Raw genomic sequence first — 14,543 nt, forward strand, 5'->3', positions numbered from 1 at the left:
CTGCAACCAGTAGGTCAGGGATCGAAGCCGATGTCACGTTTGAGCCAGCGAGAAAGATCCGGTACTGTTGCCAGCTTTCTGCCCGGCCGTCGCATCAGGACGGCGACGCACCCGACGATGCGCAGTTTGAATTTCGACCGGTGCCTTTTAGTGGCGAGCGGTGATTGGGCGCTCAGCAAAGCGATTCTTTTCATGGTGATTTCGCGGCCAATGCGCCGCGCCTTCTTCCAATAATGGGAAAGCAGCCGCGCCGTATCCAAAACTGAAATGGCCGCGCTGCGTGAAGACGCCAGACCGCGAAAGAAAATGATTGGTGACGGGCTAGCCGGACCTGGGCCGGAACGTCACTTCGATCTCAGACAACGGTGGCGTAAGGGACAAAAAGTCTGCCATTGCACGCCTCCTTCTCCGGTTCGAACGTGGCGAAGACATAATCGAAGCAGAGCCTTCACGCAAGCAGGGCGCGAACAAAAAGCCCGACGTCACGTCGGGCTCTCTGGATGCGGCAATCATCTGAAGTTCAATCTTTGCGGAAACCCTGGCTCTGTCCGCCTTGGGATTGCGACAGGCCCTTGGAACGTTCGTCGTCGATCTCAAACTCAGTCTTGCGAACGCCGTCATCGATGGTTTCGGTGCGGTGCGAGGCAGTCTTTCGGATGCCAATCTCTCCTCGACGACACGGGCTTCCTTCTGCACGAGCGCCTCCTCATGATGCTCCTCGGCCGAAACCGTCCCATCCTCGAAGCCGCGATCGGCGTCGGTCAGTGGGCGGTCGACTGGACGTCTGTCGACTTCAACAAGGGTATCATTCAGATTGGAAACGGAAACCAGAAACCCGCCGCGACGGAGACCTTCGGCGTAAATCGCGCGATCTTCATCAGGAAGGAAGAAATCCTCAAGCATTGGCCAGAAGCCGCTTACATCGGCTTCTGTCCTGACCTTCGGAAAATCGTCCACAAACCGGTCCACCGACACGCGTTGGACCTGCACGTCATCCTGCGCGGAGCTCGACTGCGACACTCGCGACGCTCGCTTCCGTCCGGGTGGTAACCGAAACACTACCCTCTCTGATGATTTCTGACGCTCCTCAACGACATCCAGTTTCCGTCCATGGTGCTGCATGTGCCACCTTTCGAACAGCAAACGGATGCGGTTCCGCATGGTCCCGAAATTGGATGAACTGTTAGGTGGCGGACCATGGATATAGCAGCAGATCGTGTCCCAGGTAGTGGTGTAGGTGGCGGCCAGTCCTGGTCACCGGGTGCTGAGCCGCTGAAGATTTTCCAACGCGCTCACCACAAGTCAGCAGGCTTGAAACGAGACGTCGGGTGCACTCCGTACGTCCCCTGGCGTACAGAGCTAATGCCAAGGGGAACTGTTTCTGTAATCACGCGTTTGTGATGGGCCGGCAACAGCGAGACCTCCATGAGCGAACACGAAGCGTCAAAAATCTTTTCGAAATTCTCCACTGCCATTTCTGAGTTTTCCGGCAAGCCGGCCACTTTCGTTGCGGCGGTGTTCTTGGTCGTTGTGTGGGCCGCATCTGGACCACTCTTCGGCTTCTCTGAGAATTGGCAGCTTGTCATCAACACTGGTACCACGATCATCACATTCCTCATGGTGTTTGTTCTGCAGAACTCGCAGAACCGCGATGGTAAAGCCCTGCAAGCCAAGCTTGACGAACTGATCCTGACATCTCAGGCGCAGAATAAATTTGTCGGGATCGAGAAACTCGACGAGCAGGAACTACGCGAATTGAGCCGGACCCTTTCCGAACGAGCGGAATGCGTAGAAGACAAGGCAACCGACAAAGCGCAAGAACGCAAGCTTGATCAAACGCAACTTTGATTTTTTGGACCGACATGCAAGATCGAAGCTCGGAGGATGGCTCCCAGACGGTCTGTCAAACAGGATCGGGAGATCGGAGCGAACTTGTTCGGGGCCGCTTTGGCTTGCATTTGCGTAGCCCTTGGGAACCACTTCTTTGCACACGCATTTCTATCGTCAGCCGTTCCGGCATCGCTTTCTCCAAAGTGAGCGGATTTCTCCCAGTCCGCCGGAACGGCGATTGACCGTTCTCGCACCACGGCAGTCTGCTGCAGGCAGTGCCGTGAGCGCGGATCTGCTGAGGATTGTCGTCGTGCCGGAACCAGCTGTCTTTTCGAAGGTTAACGTTTCCATGGCCACCCAAGACACGTCGCAGGACCCCGGAATAGTCACCGAGATCGATCTCAGGCTTGGGAAAAGCCGCATGGCAAATGCCATCCGGACTTTCGATTGGTCGCATTCCAGTTTGGGCCCTCCGGGCACCTGGCCGCATTCCTTGGTCGTCAGTCTGCGTTTGGTGCTCAATACGACGCAGCCGATCTGCTTGTGGTGGGGAACCGACCTGATCAATTTCCACAATGACGCCTATGCACCAATGCTCGGAGCGAGAGCCCCCGGCGCGCTCGGCCAGCCGGCGCAGAAATTGTGGCCGGATGTCTGGGACGACGTCCACCCTTTGGTCCAAGAAGCACTCGCCGGGCGTTCTGTCCGCAGGGAGGAGCTGCCATTGCTTATGACGCGCAATGGCTATGAAGAGCCAACCAGCTGGAGCTTTTCATACTCCCCAGTCTTCGATGACGACGGAACCGTCGCAGGTATAATGAATATCGTGGTTGAGGCGACGGAGCATGTCCTTCTACGCCAGCGGCTGAGGCAGGCGCTGGAGGAGGCGCGGGAGCATATCCGCGTCCAGAGCGAGCTCGAGCATCGCCAGCGTGAGCTGCAGTCCGAACTTACGCACCGGATGAAAAACACGATCGCAATAACGCAGGCTGTTGTCTCCCAGACGCTGAGAACCGCATCGTCTACACAGGAGGCGAGCGAAACGATTAGCGGTCGCCTGATTGCAATGGCAAGGGCTCAGGACCTCCTGCTTCAGGGCAGCACCTCCAGAATGGGCATTCGTTCTATTATCGACCGTGCTCTCGACGGTCATGCAGATGGTGATGGCAGATTTTCCATAGAGGGACCGGATCTTTTGCTGGAAGGGCAGCGCGCCCTCGGACTTTCGCTTGCCATACATGAGCTCGCAACAAACGCAGCCAAATACGGGGCGCTGTCTTCTGACAAGGGCGTTGTCCATATGCAATGGGCATTGGAAGGCAGCCGTTTCAGGTTTGAATGGAAGGAAAAGGATGGACCACCACCGAAACCTCGCGAGCGAACCGGATTTGGATCGCGACTGACCGAAAGGATCGTTGCCTCGTATTTCAAGGGCACCGGGCAAACCTTATTCGAGCCAGATGGCATTCGCTTCGTTCTCGATGGATTTCTCGAGAACGTCGAGAGCAATACGCATGGCTTTCACGCGCTCTAGACTAGGTACCAGGCCAGAATGACCGCAGCTATTTCGCTTCTAGTCGTTGAGGACGAGCCCCTCCTACGGCTTGACATTGTTGATTTCCTGACGGACGAGGGCTTCATCGTCTGGGAGGCAGATAATGCAGCCAAGGCGATGGATACCCTCGTTCACCATCAAGAAATCAGGCTTGTCCTGACCGATGTTGACATGCCTGGCGCAATGGATGGCATCAAGCTTGCCACCTACGTCAGGGATCGGTGGCCGCCTCTGAAAATCATCGTCGTTTCAGGCTACCGAACGGTCCACAGAGATGAGATCCCTCCAGAAAGCCGTTTTGTGAGCAAGCCCTACGACCCGCGACAGATTGTCAGGACAATCCGTGAAATGCTGGCTTAGAGCAGTGGTTTTCTTTGCGAAACAGTGTGGTTCGATGTTCTCAGTCAGCTACGGCAGCACAATCAAAAGTACGATCATGATAGCGGCGGTCAGCAAGCAAAGTACATCAAGCCCAACGGTCACGATATCAGACGCGCGACGTCGTCTCGATCGCTCGAACGTGGCGGCAATGCCCGCACCCATGAAGCTCATGACAGCGACTATACCCAGCACTAGCGGTAAATGGGCTGTTTCCATCTCTAACCTCCCTTCTCTGGAAACCCCAAACCAGAATAAGGGCTCTAGGTTCCTTCGCCTACCACGGAGCAAGCTGCGCTGGTGGATGGCGACTGTCGTTGGCTGCAGATGAACCGGAGAGTGCCTGGCCGATCTGAAGCGAGGCTCGCCTTGCAAAGCCGAGATGGCGTCCGGAGAAACATGTTGGCATTGTTAGCCACGCCCCCCGCTGAAGTGCTCGGCGTCGCCTGTTCGCCTGAAAGAAACCTGCGACCAGTCGATGTTGATCGTGTTTCTTCATGGAATTGGCGCATGGGGGCGCAGCTGATGCCTTTGGCATCCTCGTGGCGCCCCCACCTCCCGCATGCTCGGTGTTTGGCGGCCATGAGTGGTTCAGCGTAGGAGGAAATCCATTGGACCCGGACCGCATATGGGGGCTGCCCGGACGCGGTTGGACGATTTGATAAACGAAATCATTCACCGAGAAGGGTTGTGAGCTGTCTGCACCGCACTGCGTTCGTTGGGTGTCGCAAGCCGCAATCGTTGCACTCGATGGTCTTGCGTTTGGCCGCTGGAAAATCGGTGCATTGATCTCAGGAAGATTGAGCTCCAAGGGATTCAGCAGCGCAGACCCTGCTTACCGCGCAATCCTGTCGAGTGACTACGGACCGCCGCAACAATTGCCATTTCGCCGGAGGAACCCGCAACGCGGCGCAGAAAACGTGTGTCGTTGAGATCAGCAGCAAATAGGGGATCACCGCATTGACCTCCGCCAGACTGTAGAATGTTTGATGGCGAAGGCCGCCCAACAGCCAGCGCGCGACGATGCGAACCGCCGCCTCTACTCGAGAACGGCGTGGCCGCGTCGGCACGACGGCGCTCCCATAATGCGCCGCATTTCCAGCGGTCAAATGCCACGGCCCATGGAACCGCTAGCTTCCGGATTATTCACTATCGCCCCGTTGCTTGAGACCATCTGAGAGATTCTTGACGCGCGGATTGGCGTTGGTCTCACCTTGGGAATCCGGTGTTTTGTCAGGATCATCCTTGGCCGGCAAATAGCCGCGCGGTTTATTTTCTCGAGGGCCTTCCCAACGCGGTGACTGGTCAGTCGTACCTGGTGTTCCGTCTTTAGGGGTGTTCATTCCCATTGTTCATCTCCTTTGATCCCTGTAAAACAAACCAGAGAAGCTTCGGTTCCTCTCATTATCGGTCTGTCTGCTCGCAAGTTTGTGGCATCGAGACAGGATCAATACGCTCACTACAATCTTAAATGGCAGAGGTCTCCAAGGGGGCGGGGTTTGGGTTCCACAGCTATCGACTGTTTGGGGGTCGATCACGGAACCAAACAAGCGCGTCGCAGTTGGGTTCCAAGGAGAGGGGTATATCTTCTCTCGTCGACGCGTTGTTAGCTTTGCGGGAACGAATGAGTGCCCTCTCAACATCCATGTCATGGGTTGGCCGTATGCCGAGCAAGGTTGCAATATCTGTCCTTGTGTTCGGTCTCGTCGCCGTTTTCTGTCTCGTCACTTGGAACTTCACGAAAGCCGTCCCAACGTTTCTGCCTGGTGACGAACGGCTTGAAGGGGGTGATGAACGGCGCGGCGCCCTGGTCTTTGCCGCGGCCAGTTGTTCGTCTTGTCATGCTACGCCGGGACAAACCGACCGTCATAAGCTCGGAGGCGGCCTAGCGCTTGCCTCGCCGTACGGTACTTTCCGTGCCCCGAATATATCCTCGGATCGCACTGACGGTATAGGCTCTTGGTCTGCATCCGACATCGGGAATGCATTGGTGGCCGGAATATCGCCTGACCGGGAGCACTACTACCCAACGTTTCCCTACACTAGCTATACCGGCATAACGCTGGCGGATCTCAGAGATCTCATTGCTTATATGCGCGTTCTTCCACCTGTGACGGGACGCCCGCCGCCGCACGACATTCCGATCCTACTGCGGTTCCGACCTTTTATCGCGTTCTGGAAGCTGCTCTACTTCAGCGAGGGACAAACTCAAGGCGAAAAAAACGGAGATGCTTTACACGATCGCGGCGGCTACCTCGTGGAGGCACTCGTACATTGCGCCGAATGCCACTCGACACGAAACGTTATGGGCGCGATCCAGCCTTCAACGCGCTTTGCCGGCGGCCCAGACCCCGAAGGAACGGGCTTTGTTCCGAATATCACGCCAAGCAGGATAGGAAGCTGGACGGAAAACGATATCGCAACAATGTTGGCGACGGGAGAAACACCTAACCACGGCCGTGTCGGCTCCTCAATGGCAGACGTAGTCGAAAATACATCAACCCTCCCGGAAACCGACCTACAAGCGATTGCCCGCTACATCAAAAGCCTCCCATCTCGTCACACCCCCAAGCCCTGATTATTTGCCGTAGAGGTACGCCGAAAGATGCCGCGCCTCGGCCTCCGTCACGCCGGTCGCTGGCATCGCGGACTGCGGTGAAAAGCGCTGCGGCGATACAATCCAGGCCGTAAGATTGTCTGGCGTGTTGTTGATGACACCGCCAATATAGACCTGCTGGGACAATTGCTCCAAGGGAGCCCCTACTTTTCCATCTGCTCCGGGAACACCAGAAATGGTGTGACACCCACCACACCCGTACCGACGGAAAATGGGCAATGCGAGCGTTGAATCGCCGCCTGTAAGTGCCTCGGCGATCGTTTGTCGTTTTGATTGTTCCTTGAACGCATTCGTCAGGTATCCGACAAGCAACACTGCAGCGACCATTCCGGTTATTGCCGTGAGCCTATACGACATCAAACCCAGGGGCATCCTTTCCTCCCTTACCCGCCCTATGGATCCAGATGGCCATCAGCCAGAGCGCAGCGCCCCCATAGATCAGTCCCCCTGGTACCCACATGATGGCGCCCGCGAGTTGCTGATCCTCCAGCGGGGTCATCCCCCAGTGAGGGGCCGAGCGCGTTTGGACAACATAGAGGACGCGTGGGGCAAAGGTGATCAATGCGCCGAGCATGGTCGTATGCATCATCGTGACGAAGAGGTGCCAGGCTGCGGCACCCCCGTCGCAACGCCAGATGACGGCCCACCAGAAAAAAACCCCCGTCAGGAAAAAACTCAGATGCTGCAAGCGGTGGACCAGGGGACTTGTAACCGCAGCATCGAATAAGGCAGGCACATGCCAGCTCCAGATCGCCAGACCATGGAGGACAGTCGCGACGAAGGGTACGGTTAGTAACCGCCAGCCAGTCTGAAGAAAGCGGGTGACAAGGACCTTTCCGACGAGATGGCGCAATCGGCGCGGCATGCCCCACATCAATGATCCAATCGGCCTTGCCAGCACAAGACATGGTGCTGCAACGATCATGACCAGCTCATGTTCAACCATATGAACCGAAAAAAGGTGTTCACCGAGCTCGTGTAGAGGTGAGACCAACGCAACGACAAGGGTCGCGAGGCCTGCCCAGAAGAGCGTTGCTTCCCCCAGGTGATACGAGCCGCGAGGTCTGCGACTTGTGAGGGCGAAGACGCCAGCGCTGTAGAGGAGAACGAGAATTGTCAACGGCACCATAATCCACGGATCGATGGGCCACGGTGCAACCGTATGCTGGTCGGCGTCATGCGCCACCGCAAAGTGGGGGTTGATGAAGATAAAGATCGCTATTAGTGCACGCATGGGTCTAACAGCACGGCAGCTGCCCCCTGCAAGATGAGCGCAAATGTAAAACTCATGCCTAGAAGCACTTCGGATCTGCTGCCAAAGATGCCAATGCGTGACGTCGCCCGCCTTCTCAAAGCGATCGTTGTCGCGATTGAGACTGCCACGATCGCCAACGCTGCGAGCAGCGTCCAATCCGTGCCCAACTGACAATCCCTGTACGGAAGTAAGAGGCCGAGCTGGGTGTTAAGCGCCCATAAAAACGGAGGCAGAACGACGAGACGGTGTCGGAGTGAAGATGATGTCATAGACGTGGAACCCAATAAATACAGCCGTAAATCGGCAACCAAATGAGGACCACGAAGTTCCAGTAAAGCGCGTTGTCCTGGACGTCGCCGAAGCGGCGCGTGTTGTTCCCGTGCCGAGTGAACATCAGACAAGTGAGGACGACAGTATCTGCGAGGTCCGTTACAATATGGGTGGTGTGCAGGCCGAGAAGTGTCCACACGATCGACCCGTAGGCATTCTGGTCCCACATCGTATGAAGGGCGTAGAATTCGAAGACGCGAAACGGCAAGGGGATAATTCCAAGAAACGTCATCACGATCAGACCAATTTGCACGCGCCGTAACTGTTTTCGCTCAGCCCATCGTGAGAGAAGAACATTCGGAACAACGCTTGCCAGAAGGATGGCTGTCAACCAGGTGCCTGCCTGGAGATCGGGCGGGGGCGCATCAATCGGCCATACCGGCGCGAGGCCCATCAGGTAGAAGTAGACAGCGATCCCTAGCGCAAATCCGGTCCCTTCGATGAGCATGAATGCACAGGTCGCCCACCACGTGGGGCTAGCCATCCCCATCCCATGAAGGGGCAAGTTGGACGTGTCGAGTACAATACGATCCCTCACGCCTCGTCCTCCGGATCTCCCTTTGGCCAGAACCATCCGATTAAGGTTACCACGATCGGTATCGCGCCCCAGATGACTGCCCAGGGGGAGAAGATCGACCAGATCAGCATGACAGCAGTCGCAACAGCGGTCCAAAAGGGCCATAGTGAATTTCGTGCCGACGATTCCCGTGCCTCAGGCGCGGCATCCACCACTCGTGTTACCAGAAGTTCGCGACGGTCCACGCGAAGCCCGGCCGCGACGGGCAGAAGATCCTGGTCAGCTGATAGTGGAGCCAAGCTGTTGACCACGGGGATGCGGCGGAAATTAAAGGCTGGGGGAGGCGACGACGTCGCCCATTCCAAAGTCGTCGCGCTCCATGGGTTTGGCCCGGCTAACGACCCCATTCGCCAACTGCACACCATGTCAACAAAAAAGATAAAAAAACCGGCAGCCAGGACGACAGAACTAAAACTGATAAAGAGATTCAGCCCCGCCCAAGGCAGCTCCGGCTGATAAGTGTAGACCCGTCGGGGCATTCCCGCTAGGCCGAGAATGTGCATCGGAAAAAAAGTAAGATGAAAGCCGATGAAGATGAGCCAGAACGCCCACCGTCCGAGGCGTTCGCTCATCATGTGGCCGGTCGCTTTGGGATACCAGTAATAAATGGCTCCGAGCAATGGGAAAACTGCGCCACCGATCAGCACGTAGTGAAAGTGTGCTACGACAAAGTAGGTGTCATGGACTTGCGTGTCCAAGGGAACGGAAGCGACCATCACCCCCGTCAGCCCACCCATCACGAAGGTCACTATGAAGCCGAGAACAAACAGAAGGGGCGTCTTGAATACGGGCTTTCCGGCCCAAAGGGTTGCAATCCAACAAAAAATCTGAACGCCGGCTGGCACGGCAATTGCCATGCTGGAAGCCGTAAAAAAGCTTTCTCCGACCCTTGGCAGGCCAACGGTGAACATGTGATGCACCCAAAGACCGAATGACAAAATTCCGGTCGCAATCAACGCGGTGACCAAAGCCAGATAGCCAAACAATGGCCTTCCAACGAATGTCGGCAAAATCGTGGAAACCATGCCGACAGCAGGAAGGAAAATGATGTAAACCTCGGGATGGCCAAAAAACCAGAACAGATGCTGCCAAAGAAGCGCGTCGCCCCCTTTGGCCGGGTTGTAGAACTGCGTTTCAACCAGCCTGTCCAGTATTAGTGTTGAGCTGGCGAACATGATCGCAGGCATCGCCATGATGATGAGGAACGACATGACGAGCATCGCCCAGACAAGGACGGGAATTCGGTCCAGCGACATTCCCGGTGCCCTCTGCTTGAAGACGGTAGCGACGATCTCTACAGCGACAGCGAGTGCGGCAAGCTCCGTGAAGGTAATCATCTGCGCCCAGAGATCGGCTCGCTTTCCGGGGCTGTATTGCGGGCCGGCGAGCGGGACGTAGGCAAACCATCCGACATCAGGCGCTGTGTCTAGCGCAAATGACAGCCAGAGCAGGATGCCACCAAACAGGAATATCCAATACGAGAACGCGTTCAGGCGAGGGAAAGCAATGTTTCGCGTTCCGACCATGAGAGGAACAAGATAGACCGCCATTGCCTCCATGATCGGGACGGCAAAAAGGAACATCATGTTCGACCCGTGCATCGTGAAGATCTGATTATACCGGTCAGGGCCGATGTAGCGCGCCTCCGGCCGCGATAGCTGAAGGCGCATCGCAAGTGCCAGGATTCCCCCAAGAATGAGAAACACAAAGGCGGTGACGACATAGCGTCGCGCGATGATCTTGTGATCCACGGTCGCTAGAATGCCCCTTACACCAGAAGGAGAAGCCCATGTTCTGGCTAACCGCGATTCCAGATCTGCGTCACTGAGGTCGATATCTGTCAAGGCTCGCTGATCACCGGTCATTTCAGGCTTTCCATATAGGCTGAGACCTGTCGCAGCTCATCGCTTGTCAATGGAACGAGTGGCATGTTATTCCCTGGCTTTATTGTCTGAGGGTCTGCTATCCATGCGGCAAGCGAGCCGCGTGTGGTCTCGAGCACGCCAGCAGCAATTGTCTGCCGGCTACCGACATGGGTCAGATCTGGACCGCTTGTTCCAGCCGCAGGCGTTCCCCGAACCGTGTGGCAGGCAGCGCAGGGCTTGTTGTTGAACACCGTCTTGCCTGCATCTGCCTCCTGCATACTTGGTTCGATTGCTGCTGCTGCCTGATTGACTTGCCACCGTTGGAAGTCGGCCTCCTCCTGTGCTATCACGAGCAAGGCCATGTGGCCGTGCTGCAAGCCACAAAACTCCGCGCATTGCCCGCGATATACCCCTGGTCGCTCTGCTCGAAGCGTCAGGAGGTTGCGGCGACCAGGGATCAAATCCAGTTTCCCAGCGAGACTTGGTACCCAAAATGAGTGGATCACATCCATGGATTCCAGCTCCAGCTGCACGTCCTTCCCGACAGCGACATGAAGTTCGTTGGCGGTCTGAAACAGCGTCGCGCCGTTCTGGTCCTTGTAGATAAACTGCCACCACCACTGCTGTGCCTTGACTGTGACAAAGTCGGCGGGATGCCCAGGGGCATCCAGCGCCCGCGTCGTGTAGAAGCTGGTTAATGTGAGTGCCACGACGATGACTACCGTCGCAGTTGCCGCTGCCTGAACAAATATTGTCATTCTACGGGTGTTAACGCTGTCGTCTGGGATCTGTCCTCGGCGAAGCAGGGCCCACACAAGAAAACCCGTCACCGAAATCCAGATCACAGAGCAGATAATGACCATGACGATGATGAGCTGTTGAAGGGCAATGGCGGCGTGGCCATGGGCATTGAGTGCGGCCTGGTTTCCGCTACAGCCAGCGATAAGGAGCAGAAGGGCGGCCACGAAGAGGGCTTTCACGGTGATGGTCCCTGGTCGGGTCTCACCGGTGTCGGCCCCTCATCGAAAAGGATTATCGCTGGCGCGCGGTTTTCTGCTGGTCGATTGGTCTTGTCATCGTTGCGGCTGGGAGCCACAACGCTGGGAGAATAGGCCCCAATTGACTTCACGTAGCCGGCCAGCTGCCAGATTTGAACGCTCGTCATCTTGCCCTTGAACGCTGGCATGCCATGCGGGCGCCCGTCTCGGATGGAGGCAACGATCGATATCATCGAAGGCCCGTAAAGCCACCAACCATCGAGAAACGATGGTCCATTCTTTCCCTGGCCATCGCCATGGCACTGCGGACACCCGAACCACGCATAGAGCCGCTTGCCTTGGCTCAGATTATAGGCCGTGCTTTCATAGGGCTTGCCCATTTTAAAATAGACCTCAGGCGGCGTGCCCCCGATGGTGTTCGGCATCAAACGAAGATGGTCAAGCGCTGCCGCCGTCGGGGGATCAGCACGGAATTGACGGGGCTCTCTCGCCCATCCGATAAAAGTTGCAGCGCCGCAAAGGCAGAAGAACCCCGTTGTAGCAGCGATCGTTGTGGTGATGCTCGACATGGCCTCCCGCCAAAAATCGATAAGACTTACTCAACAGGTACCTTGTCCGATCGACTGAGCCGGATCGGCAGCAGCTTGTAGGACGGCGTCTTCGCTCTCGGGGCGTGATGGCCCAGCGGAAACAGCGGATTTGCTTCGGGGTAGTAGGACGCACAGCATCCTCTGGGAATGTCGTATTCGACGATGCGGAAGCCCTGGATGCTGCGAACAATTTCCGGTTCAATCGCCGTTGTCATGTCGACGAACTCACCTGGTTTGAATCCAAGCCGCTCAATATCTTCCCCGTTGAGAAAGACAACCTGTCTTGTTCCATCAACACCACGGAACCGGTCGCTGTATCCGTAGATGGTCGTGTTGAACTGGTCGTTCGAGCGTAGCGTAGCAAGATTGAGTACCTTGTCGTCGACGCTGCTGATGTCGAATTCGGGAAAGAGGCGGGATGGCGTTATGAAGTTTGCCTTCTTGTTCGCCGTGACCCACTTTCTCTCCCTAGCTGGAACAGGTCGCGCGAAGCCCCCAGGTTGAAACAGCCGCTCATTGAATTTCTTGAAGGTTTCTGGATAGGTATTTTCGATAGCATCTCGGATCAATGAATAGTCTGCGACCCATTCGTCCCAGGGGACGATACCCCTCGTTAAAGTAGCCTTCGCCAGCCCTGCAATGATAGCTGGTTCGGACAAGAGATGAGGACTGGCCGGTTGGACGCGTCCTCTTGATCCGTGGAAATGGGCAACGGAGCTTTCCATTGAAACAGCTTGGGGGCCCGTGGCTTGTTGATCGATCTCAAGCCGTCCGAGACAAGGTAACAGATATGCAATTTCACCGTGAATCAGGTGACTTCGGTTGAGCTTGGTTGCGATCTGCACGGTTAGACGAAGCTTCGCCCAGGCGGCCTCCATTATTTTTGTGTCTGGAACGGCCCGGATGAAGTTGCCTCCGAGGCTCACGAAAGCCCGGCTCTTTCCCGACAGTACGGCCTCACAGACGTCCACGGTGCTCCGCCCCTCCCATCGCGGAGGATCAAAACGGTACAGTTCCGCGAGCTTGTCTAGGGGAACTAGGGCCGGCTTTTCGGTAATCCCAACTGTCCGCTGACCCTGGACGTTGGAGTGGCCCCGCACGGCGCAGATGTTGGCACCGGGTTTGCCGATGTTGCCCCGAAGAAGCGCGAGATTTGCGACCATATGGATGTTTTCAACGCCCATTACCTGCTGAGTAAGCCCCATTCCATAGACGAGCACGACCGCGTCCGACTCTGCGTAAGTTCTGGCAGCTGCGATCATTTGCTCGCGTGTAAGTCCGGAAGTCCCCTCCAGGTTCTCCCAGGAATGCGCGCGGGCTGCCGTTGCGAATGCCTCGAAACCAGAGGTGTGCTCTTTGATGAAATCGTGATCGAGTACATGCTTCTTGTCTGCTGCAGTCATCGCTGCGGCGAAGGCGACAGCTGCGGCGCTTTCGCTCCTCGCCTCTCCATCGGATCCTGCAACCTTGCTCAAGCCGAGGCTCTGCTTGGCATCGTCGGCCTCAATCAACGCCTTGCACACTCCAAACAATGCTGCGATGTCGCCGCCATTTCGGACCTGATAATACTCACTCGAGATCGGGGTTTCGGACCCGGTAATCATCTCGCTTGGGGCCTGAGGGTTGATGAAGCGTTCCAGGCCGGGCTCTCTCAACAAATTGAACGTGACAATCTTAACGCCGCGATGCACGGCATCCTGAAGATCGTGCAGGAGTCTTGGCGACGATGTGCCGACATTTTGTGCTATGTAGAAGATACAATCGCAGTTCTGAAAGTCTGAGAGAACTGCCGTGCCGACGGTGGCGCCAATACTTTCAGGCAGCCCAACAGACGTGCTTTCGTGGCACATGTTCGACGAATCCGGCAGGTTGTTACTGCCGAAGATACGAGCAAAGAGCTGGTACATGTAACATGTCTCCAGCGAAGCGCGGCCAGATGTGTAGAAATCAACCATTTCCGGGGCAATCTGCTTCAACTCACGACCAATTTCGTCGAATGCGGTGTCCCAGGCCACCGGAATGTATTTGTCAGAGGCGGAGTCCCAGCGCATCGGATGGGTAAGGCGACCTTGCTCCTCGAGGTCGTGATCCAACCAAGTCTCGAGTTCGCCAAGCGTATGCGAGGCGAAAAAGGTTTCGTCTGCGCGCTTGCTGGTGACTTCCCAGGCGGTTGCCTTCGCGCCGTTCTCGCAAAATTCCAGCGGGTGTGATTTGGCCGGCTTTGCCCAGGCGCAGCTTACGCACATATAGCCTTCGGGTTTGTTCTGGTGCCTGAGCAGCGACGGTCCGGACAGCGGGATATGTTCCCGCAAAACGATCTCCGTCACTGACTTGGCTGAGCCCCATCCACCGGCCGGGCCACTGTCGAAGCCAATATGAGGCTTATCCTGGGGGCGAGAGGTCATGGGACATGGCCTTTAGGAACTGAAAAAGAACGCTCGTGAGCATTCCCGCTGTCCAGGGCTGATTCCTCCTCAGCAAGAGAAAATCGGAAGGGAGAGGGGGCTGTTATTTGCATTCGGCTCCTCCGTGACCAAGCCTCCCATGG

At 56.5% G+C, this 14,543-nt stretch carries 15 protein-coding genes and 1 pseudogene; 5 read left to right on the top strand and 11 right to left on the bottom strand.

The genetic code is table 11. The features are described from left to right. Positions 1-14 precede the first annotated feature (14 nt). Complete coding sequence (locus FHT97_RS22210; RefSeq protein ID WP_183864269.1) at positions 15-260, bottom strand: hypothetical protein; 246 nt, start codon at positions 258-260, stop codon at positions 15-17. 448 nt (positions 261-708) lie between these two features. Between FHT97_RS22210 and FHT97_RS31035 the strand changes: the two genes are divergently transcribed. From FHT97_RS31035 to FHT97_RS22230, 4 genes are all read left to right on the top strand, one after another. After that, a complete protein-coding gene (locus tag FHT97_RS31035; RefSeq protein ID WP_246712739.1) occupies positions 709-1,050 on the top strand; it encodes a hypothetical protein in 342 nt (113 codons plus the stop codon). A 375-nt stretch (positions 1,051-1,425) separates the two neighbouring features. Continuing rightward, complete coding sequence (locus tag FHT97_RS22220; RefSeq protein WP_183864270.1) at positions 1,426-1,848, top strand: low affinity iron permease family protein; 423 nt, start codon at positions 1,426-1,428, stop codon at positions 1,846-1,848. A 220-nt stretch (positions 1,849-2,068) separates the two neighbouring features. Beyond that, entirely contained in the window at positions 2,069-3,364 is a 1,296-nt protein-coding gene (locus FHT97_RS22225; RefSeq protein WP_246712728.1) for a PAS domain-containing sensor histidine kinase, read from the top strand. 18 nt (positions 3,365-3,382) lie between these two features. After that, positions 3,383-3,745 carry a response regulator gene (locus tag FHT97_RS22230; protein WP_183756685.1) on the top strand — a complete coding sequence of 121 codons (363 nt, stop codon included), beginning with the start codon at positions 3,383-3,385 and terminating at the stop codon, positions 3,743-3,745. Between the two features lie 48 nt (positions 3,746-3,793). Here FHT97_RS22230 and FHT97_RS22235 read toward each other — a convergent pair whose 3' ends face one another. The 3 genes and pseudogenes from FHT97_RS22235 to FHT97_RS22245 all read right to left on the bottom strand — a co-directional run bounded on the left by FHT97_RS22235 (position 3,794) and on the right by FHT97_RS22245 (position 5,112). Further along, complete coding sequence (locus FHT97_RS22235; protein ID WP_183756686.1) at positions 3,794-3,982, bottom strand: hypothetical protein; 189 nt, start codon at positions 3,980-3,982, stop codon at positions 3,794-3,796. A gap of 684 nt (positions 3,983-4,666) precedes the next feature. Next, positions 4,667-4,866: pseudogene (locus FHT97_RS22240) on the bottom strand (IS21 family transposase); the annotation flags it as partial. Between the two features lie 39 nt (positions 4,867-4,905). Continuing rightward, positions 4,906-5,112, bottom strand: coding sequence for a hypothetical protein (locus FHT97_RS22245; RefSeq protein WP_183756687.1), 207 nt, complete (start codon positions 5,110-5,112; stop codon positions 4,906-4,908). Positions 5,113-5,387: 275 nt separating this feature from the next. Here FHT97_RS22245 and FHT97_RS22250 point away from each other — a divergent pair, with 275 nt between their 5' ends. Continuing rightward, the gene (locus FHT97_RS22250; protein ID WP_183864271.1) at positions 5,388-6,341 is read left to right on the top strand and encodes a cytochrome c; all 954 of its coding nucleotides are present in this window, start codon (positions 5,388-5,390) and stop codon (positions 6,339-6,341) included. Here FHT97_RS22250 and FHT97_RS22255 read toward each other — a convergent pair whose 3' ends face one another. The 7 genes from FHT97_RS22255 to FHT97_RS22285 all read right to left on the bottom strand — a co-directional run bounded on the left by FHT97_RS22255 (position 6,342) and on the right by FHT97_RS22285 (position 14,400). Beyond that, positions 6,342-6,752 carry a cytochrome C gene (locus tag FHT97_RS22255; RefSeq protein ID WP_246712729.1) on the bottom strand — a complete coding sequence of 137 codons (411 nt, stop codon included), beginning with the start codon at positions 6,750-6,752 and terminating at the stop codon, positions 6,342-6,344. It lies immediately after the preceding gene. Beyond that, positions 6,727-7,614 (bottom strand): cytochrome c oxidase assembly protein, encoded by an 888-nt coding sequence (locus FHT97_RS22260; protein WP_183864272.1) that lies wholly within the window; start codon positions 7,612-7,614, stop codon positions 6,727-6,729. Before FHT97_RS22260 ends, FHT97_RS22255 begins: the two co-directional genes overlap by 26 nt. Positions 7,615-7,900: 286 nt before the next feature. Continuing rightward, positions 7,901-8,503 (bottom strand): cytochrome c oxidase subunit 3, encoded by a 603-nt coding sequence (locus FHT97_RS22265; RefSeq protein ID WP_183864273.1) that lies wholly within the window; start codon positions 8,501-8,503, stop codon positions 7,901-7,903. After that, complete coding sequence (gene ctaD, locus FHT97_RS22270; RefSeq protein WP_183864274.1) at positions 8,500-10,407, bottom strand: cytochrome c oxidase subunit I; 1,908 nt, start codon at positions 10,405-10,407, stop codon at positions 8,500-8,502. Before ctaD ends, FHT97_RS22265 begins: the two co-directional genes overlap by 4 nt. After that, on the bottom strand, positions 10,404-11,372 hold the full coding sequence (gene coxB / locus FHT97_RS22275; protein WP_348649632.1) for a cytochrome c oxidase subunit II: 969 nt from the start codon (positions 11,370-11,372) through the stop codon (positions 10,404-10,406). Before coxB ends, ctaD begins: the two co-directional genes overlap by 4 nt. A gap of 11 nt (positions 11,373-11,383) precedes the next feature. Next, on the bottom strand, positions 11,384-11,974 hold the full coding sequence (locus FHT97_RS22280) for a c-type cytochrome (RefSeq protein WP_183864276.1): 591 nt from the start codon (positions 11,972-11,974) through the stop codon (positions 11,384-11,386). A 26-nt stretch (positions 11,975-12,000) separates the two neighbouring features. Continuing rightward, entirely contained in the window at positions 12,001-14,400 is a 2,400-nt protein-coding gene (locus FHT97_RS22285; protein WP_183864277.1) for an FdhF/YdeP family oxidoreductase, read from the bottom strand. Positions 14,401-14,543 lie beyond the last annotated feature (143 nt).

It is taken from the genome of Rhizobium sp. BK399, assembly GCF_014194695.1.
Classification (GTDB): Bacteria; Pseudomonadota; Alphaproteobacteria; order Rhizobiales; family Rhizobiaceae; genus Rhizobium.

Bases quoted from the DNA above. Each gene is read 5' to 3' on its own strand.
- FHT97_RS31035 (WP_246712739.1), top strand. From the start codon at position 709: ATGATGCTCCTCGGCCGAAACCGTCCCATCCTCGAAGCCGCGATCGGC.
- FHT97_RS22220 (WP_183864270.1), top strand. From the start codon at position 1,426: ATGAGCGAACACGAAGCGTCAAAAATCTTTTCGAAATTCTCCACTGCC.
- FHT97_RS22230 (WP_183756685.1), top strand. From the start codon at position 3,383: ATGACCGCAGCTATTTCGCTTCTAGTCGTTGAGGACGAGCCCCTCCTA.
- FHT97_RS22235 (WP_183756686.1), bottom strand. From the start codon at position 3,982: ATGGAAACAGCCCATTTACCGCTAGTGCTGGGTATAGTCGCTGTCATG.
- FHT97_RS22245 (WP_183756687.1), bottom strand. From the start codon at position 5,112: ATGGGAATGAACACCCCTAAAGACGGAACACCAGGTACGACTGACCAG.
- FHT97_RS22250 (WP_183864271.1), top strand. From the start codon at position 5,388: ATGAGTGCCCTCTCAACATCCATGTCATGGGTTGGCCGTATGCCGAGC.
- FHT97_RS22255 (WP_246712729.1), bottom strand. From the start codon at position 6,752: ATGCCCCTGGGTTTGATGTCGTATAGGCTCACGGCAATAACCGGAATG.
- FHT97_RS22260 (WP_183864272.1), bottom strand. From the start codon at position 7,614: ATGCGTGCACTAATAGCGATCTTTATCTTCATCAACCCCCACTTTGCG.
- ctaD (WP_183864274.1), bottom strand. From the start codon at position 10,407: ATGACCGGTGATCAGCGAGCCTTGACAGATATCGACCTCAGTGACGCA.
- FHT97_RS22280 (WP_183864276.1), bottom strand. From the start codon at position 11,974: ATGTCGAGCATCACCACAACGATCGCTGCTACAACGGGGTTCTTCTGC.
- FHT97_RS22285 (WP_183864277.1), bottom strand. From the start codon at position 14,400: ATGACCTCTCGCCCCCAGGATAAGCCTCATATTGGCTTCGACAGTGGC.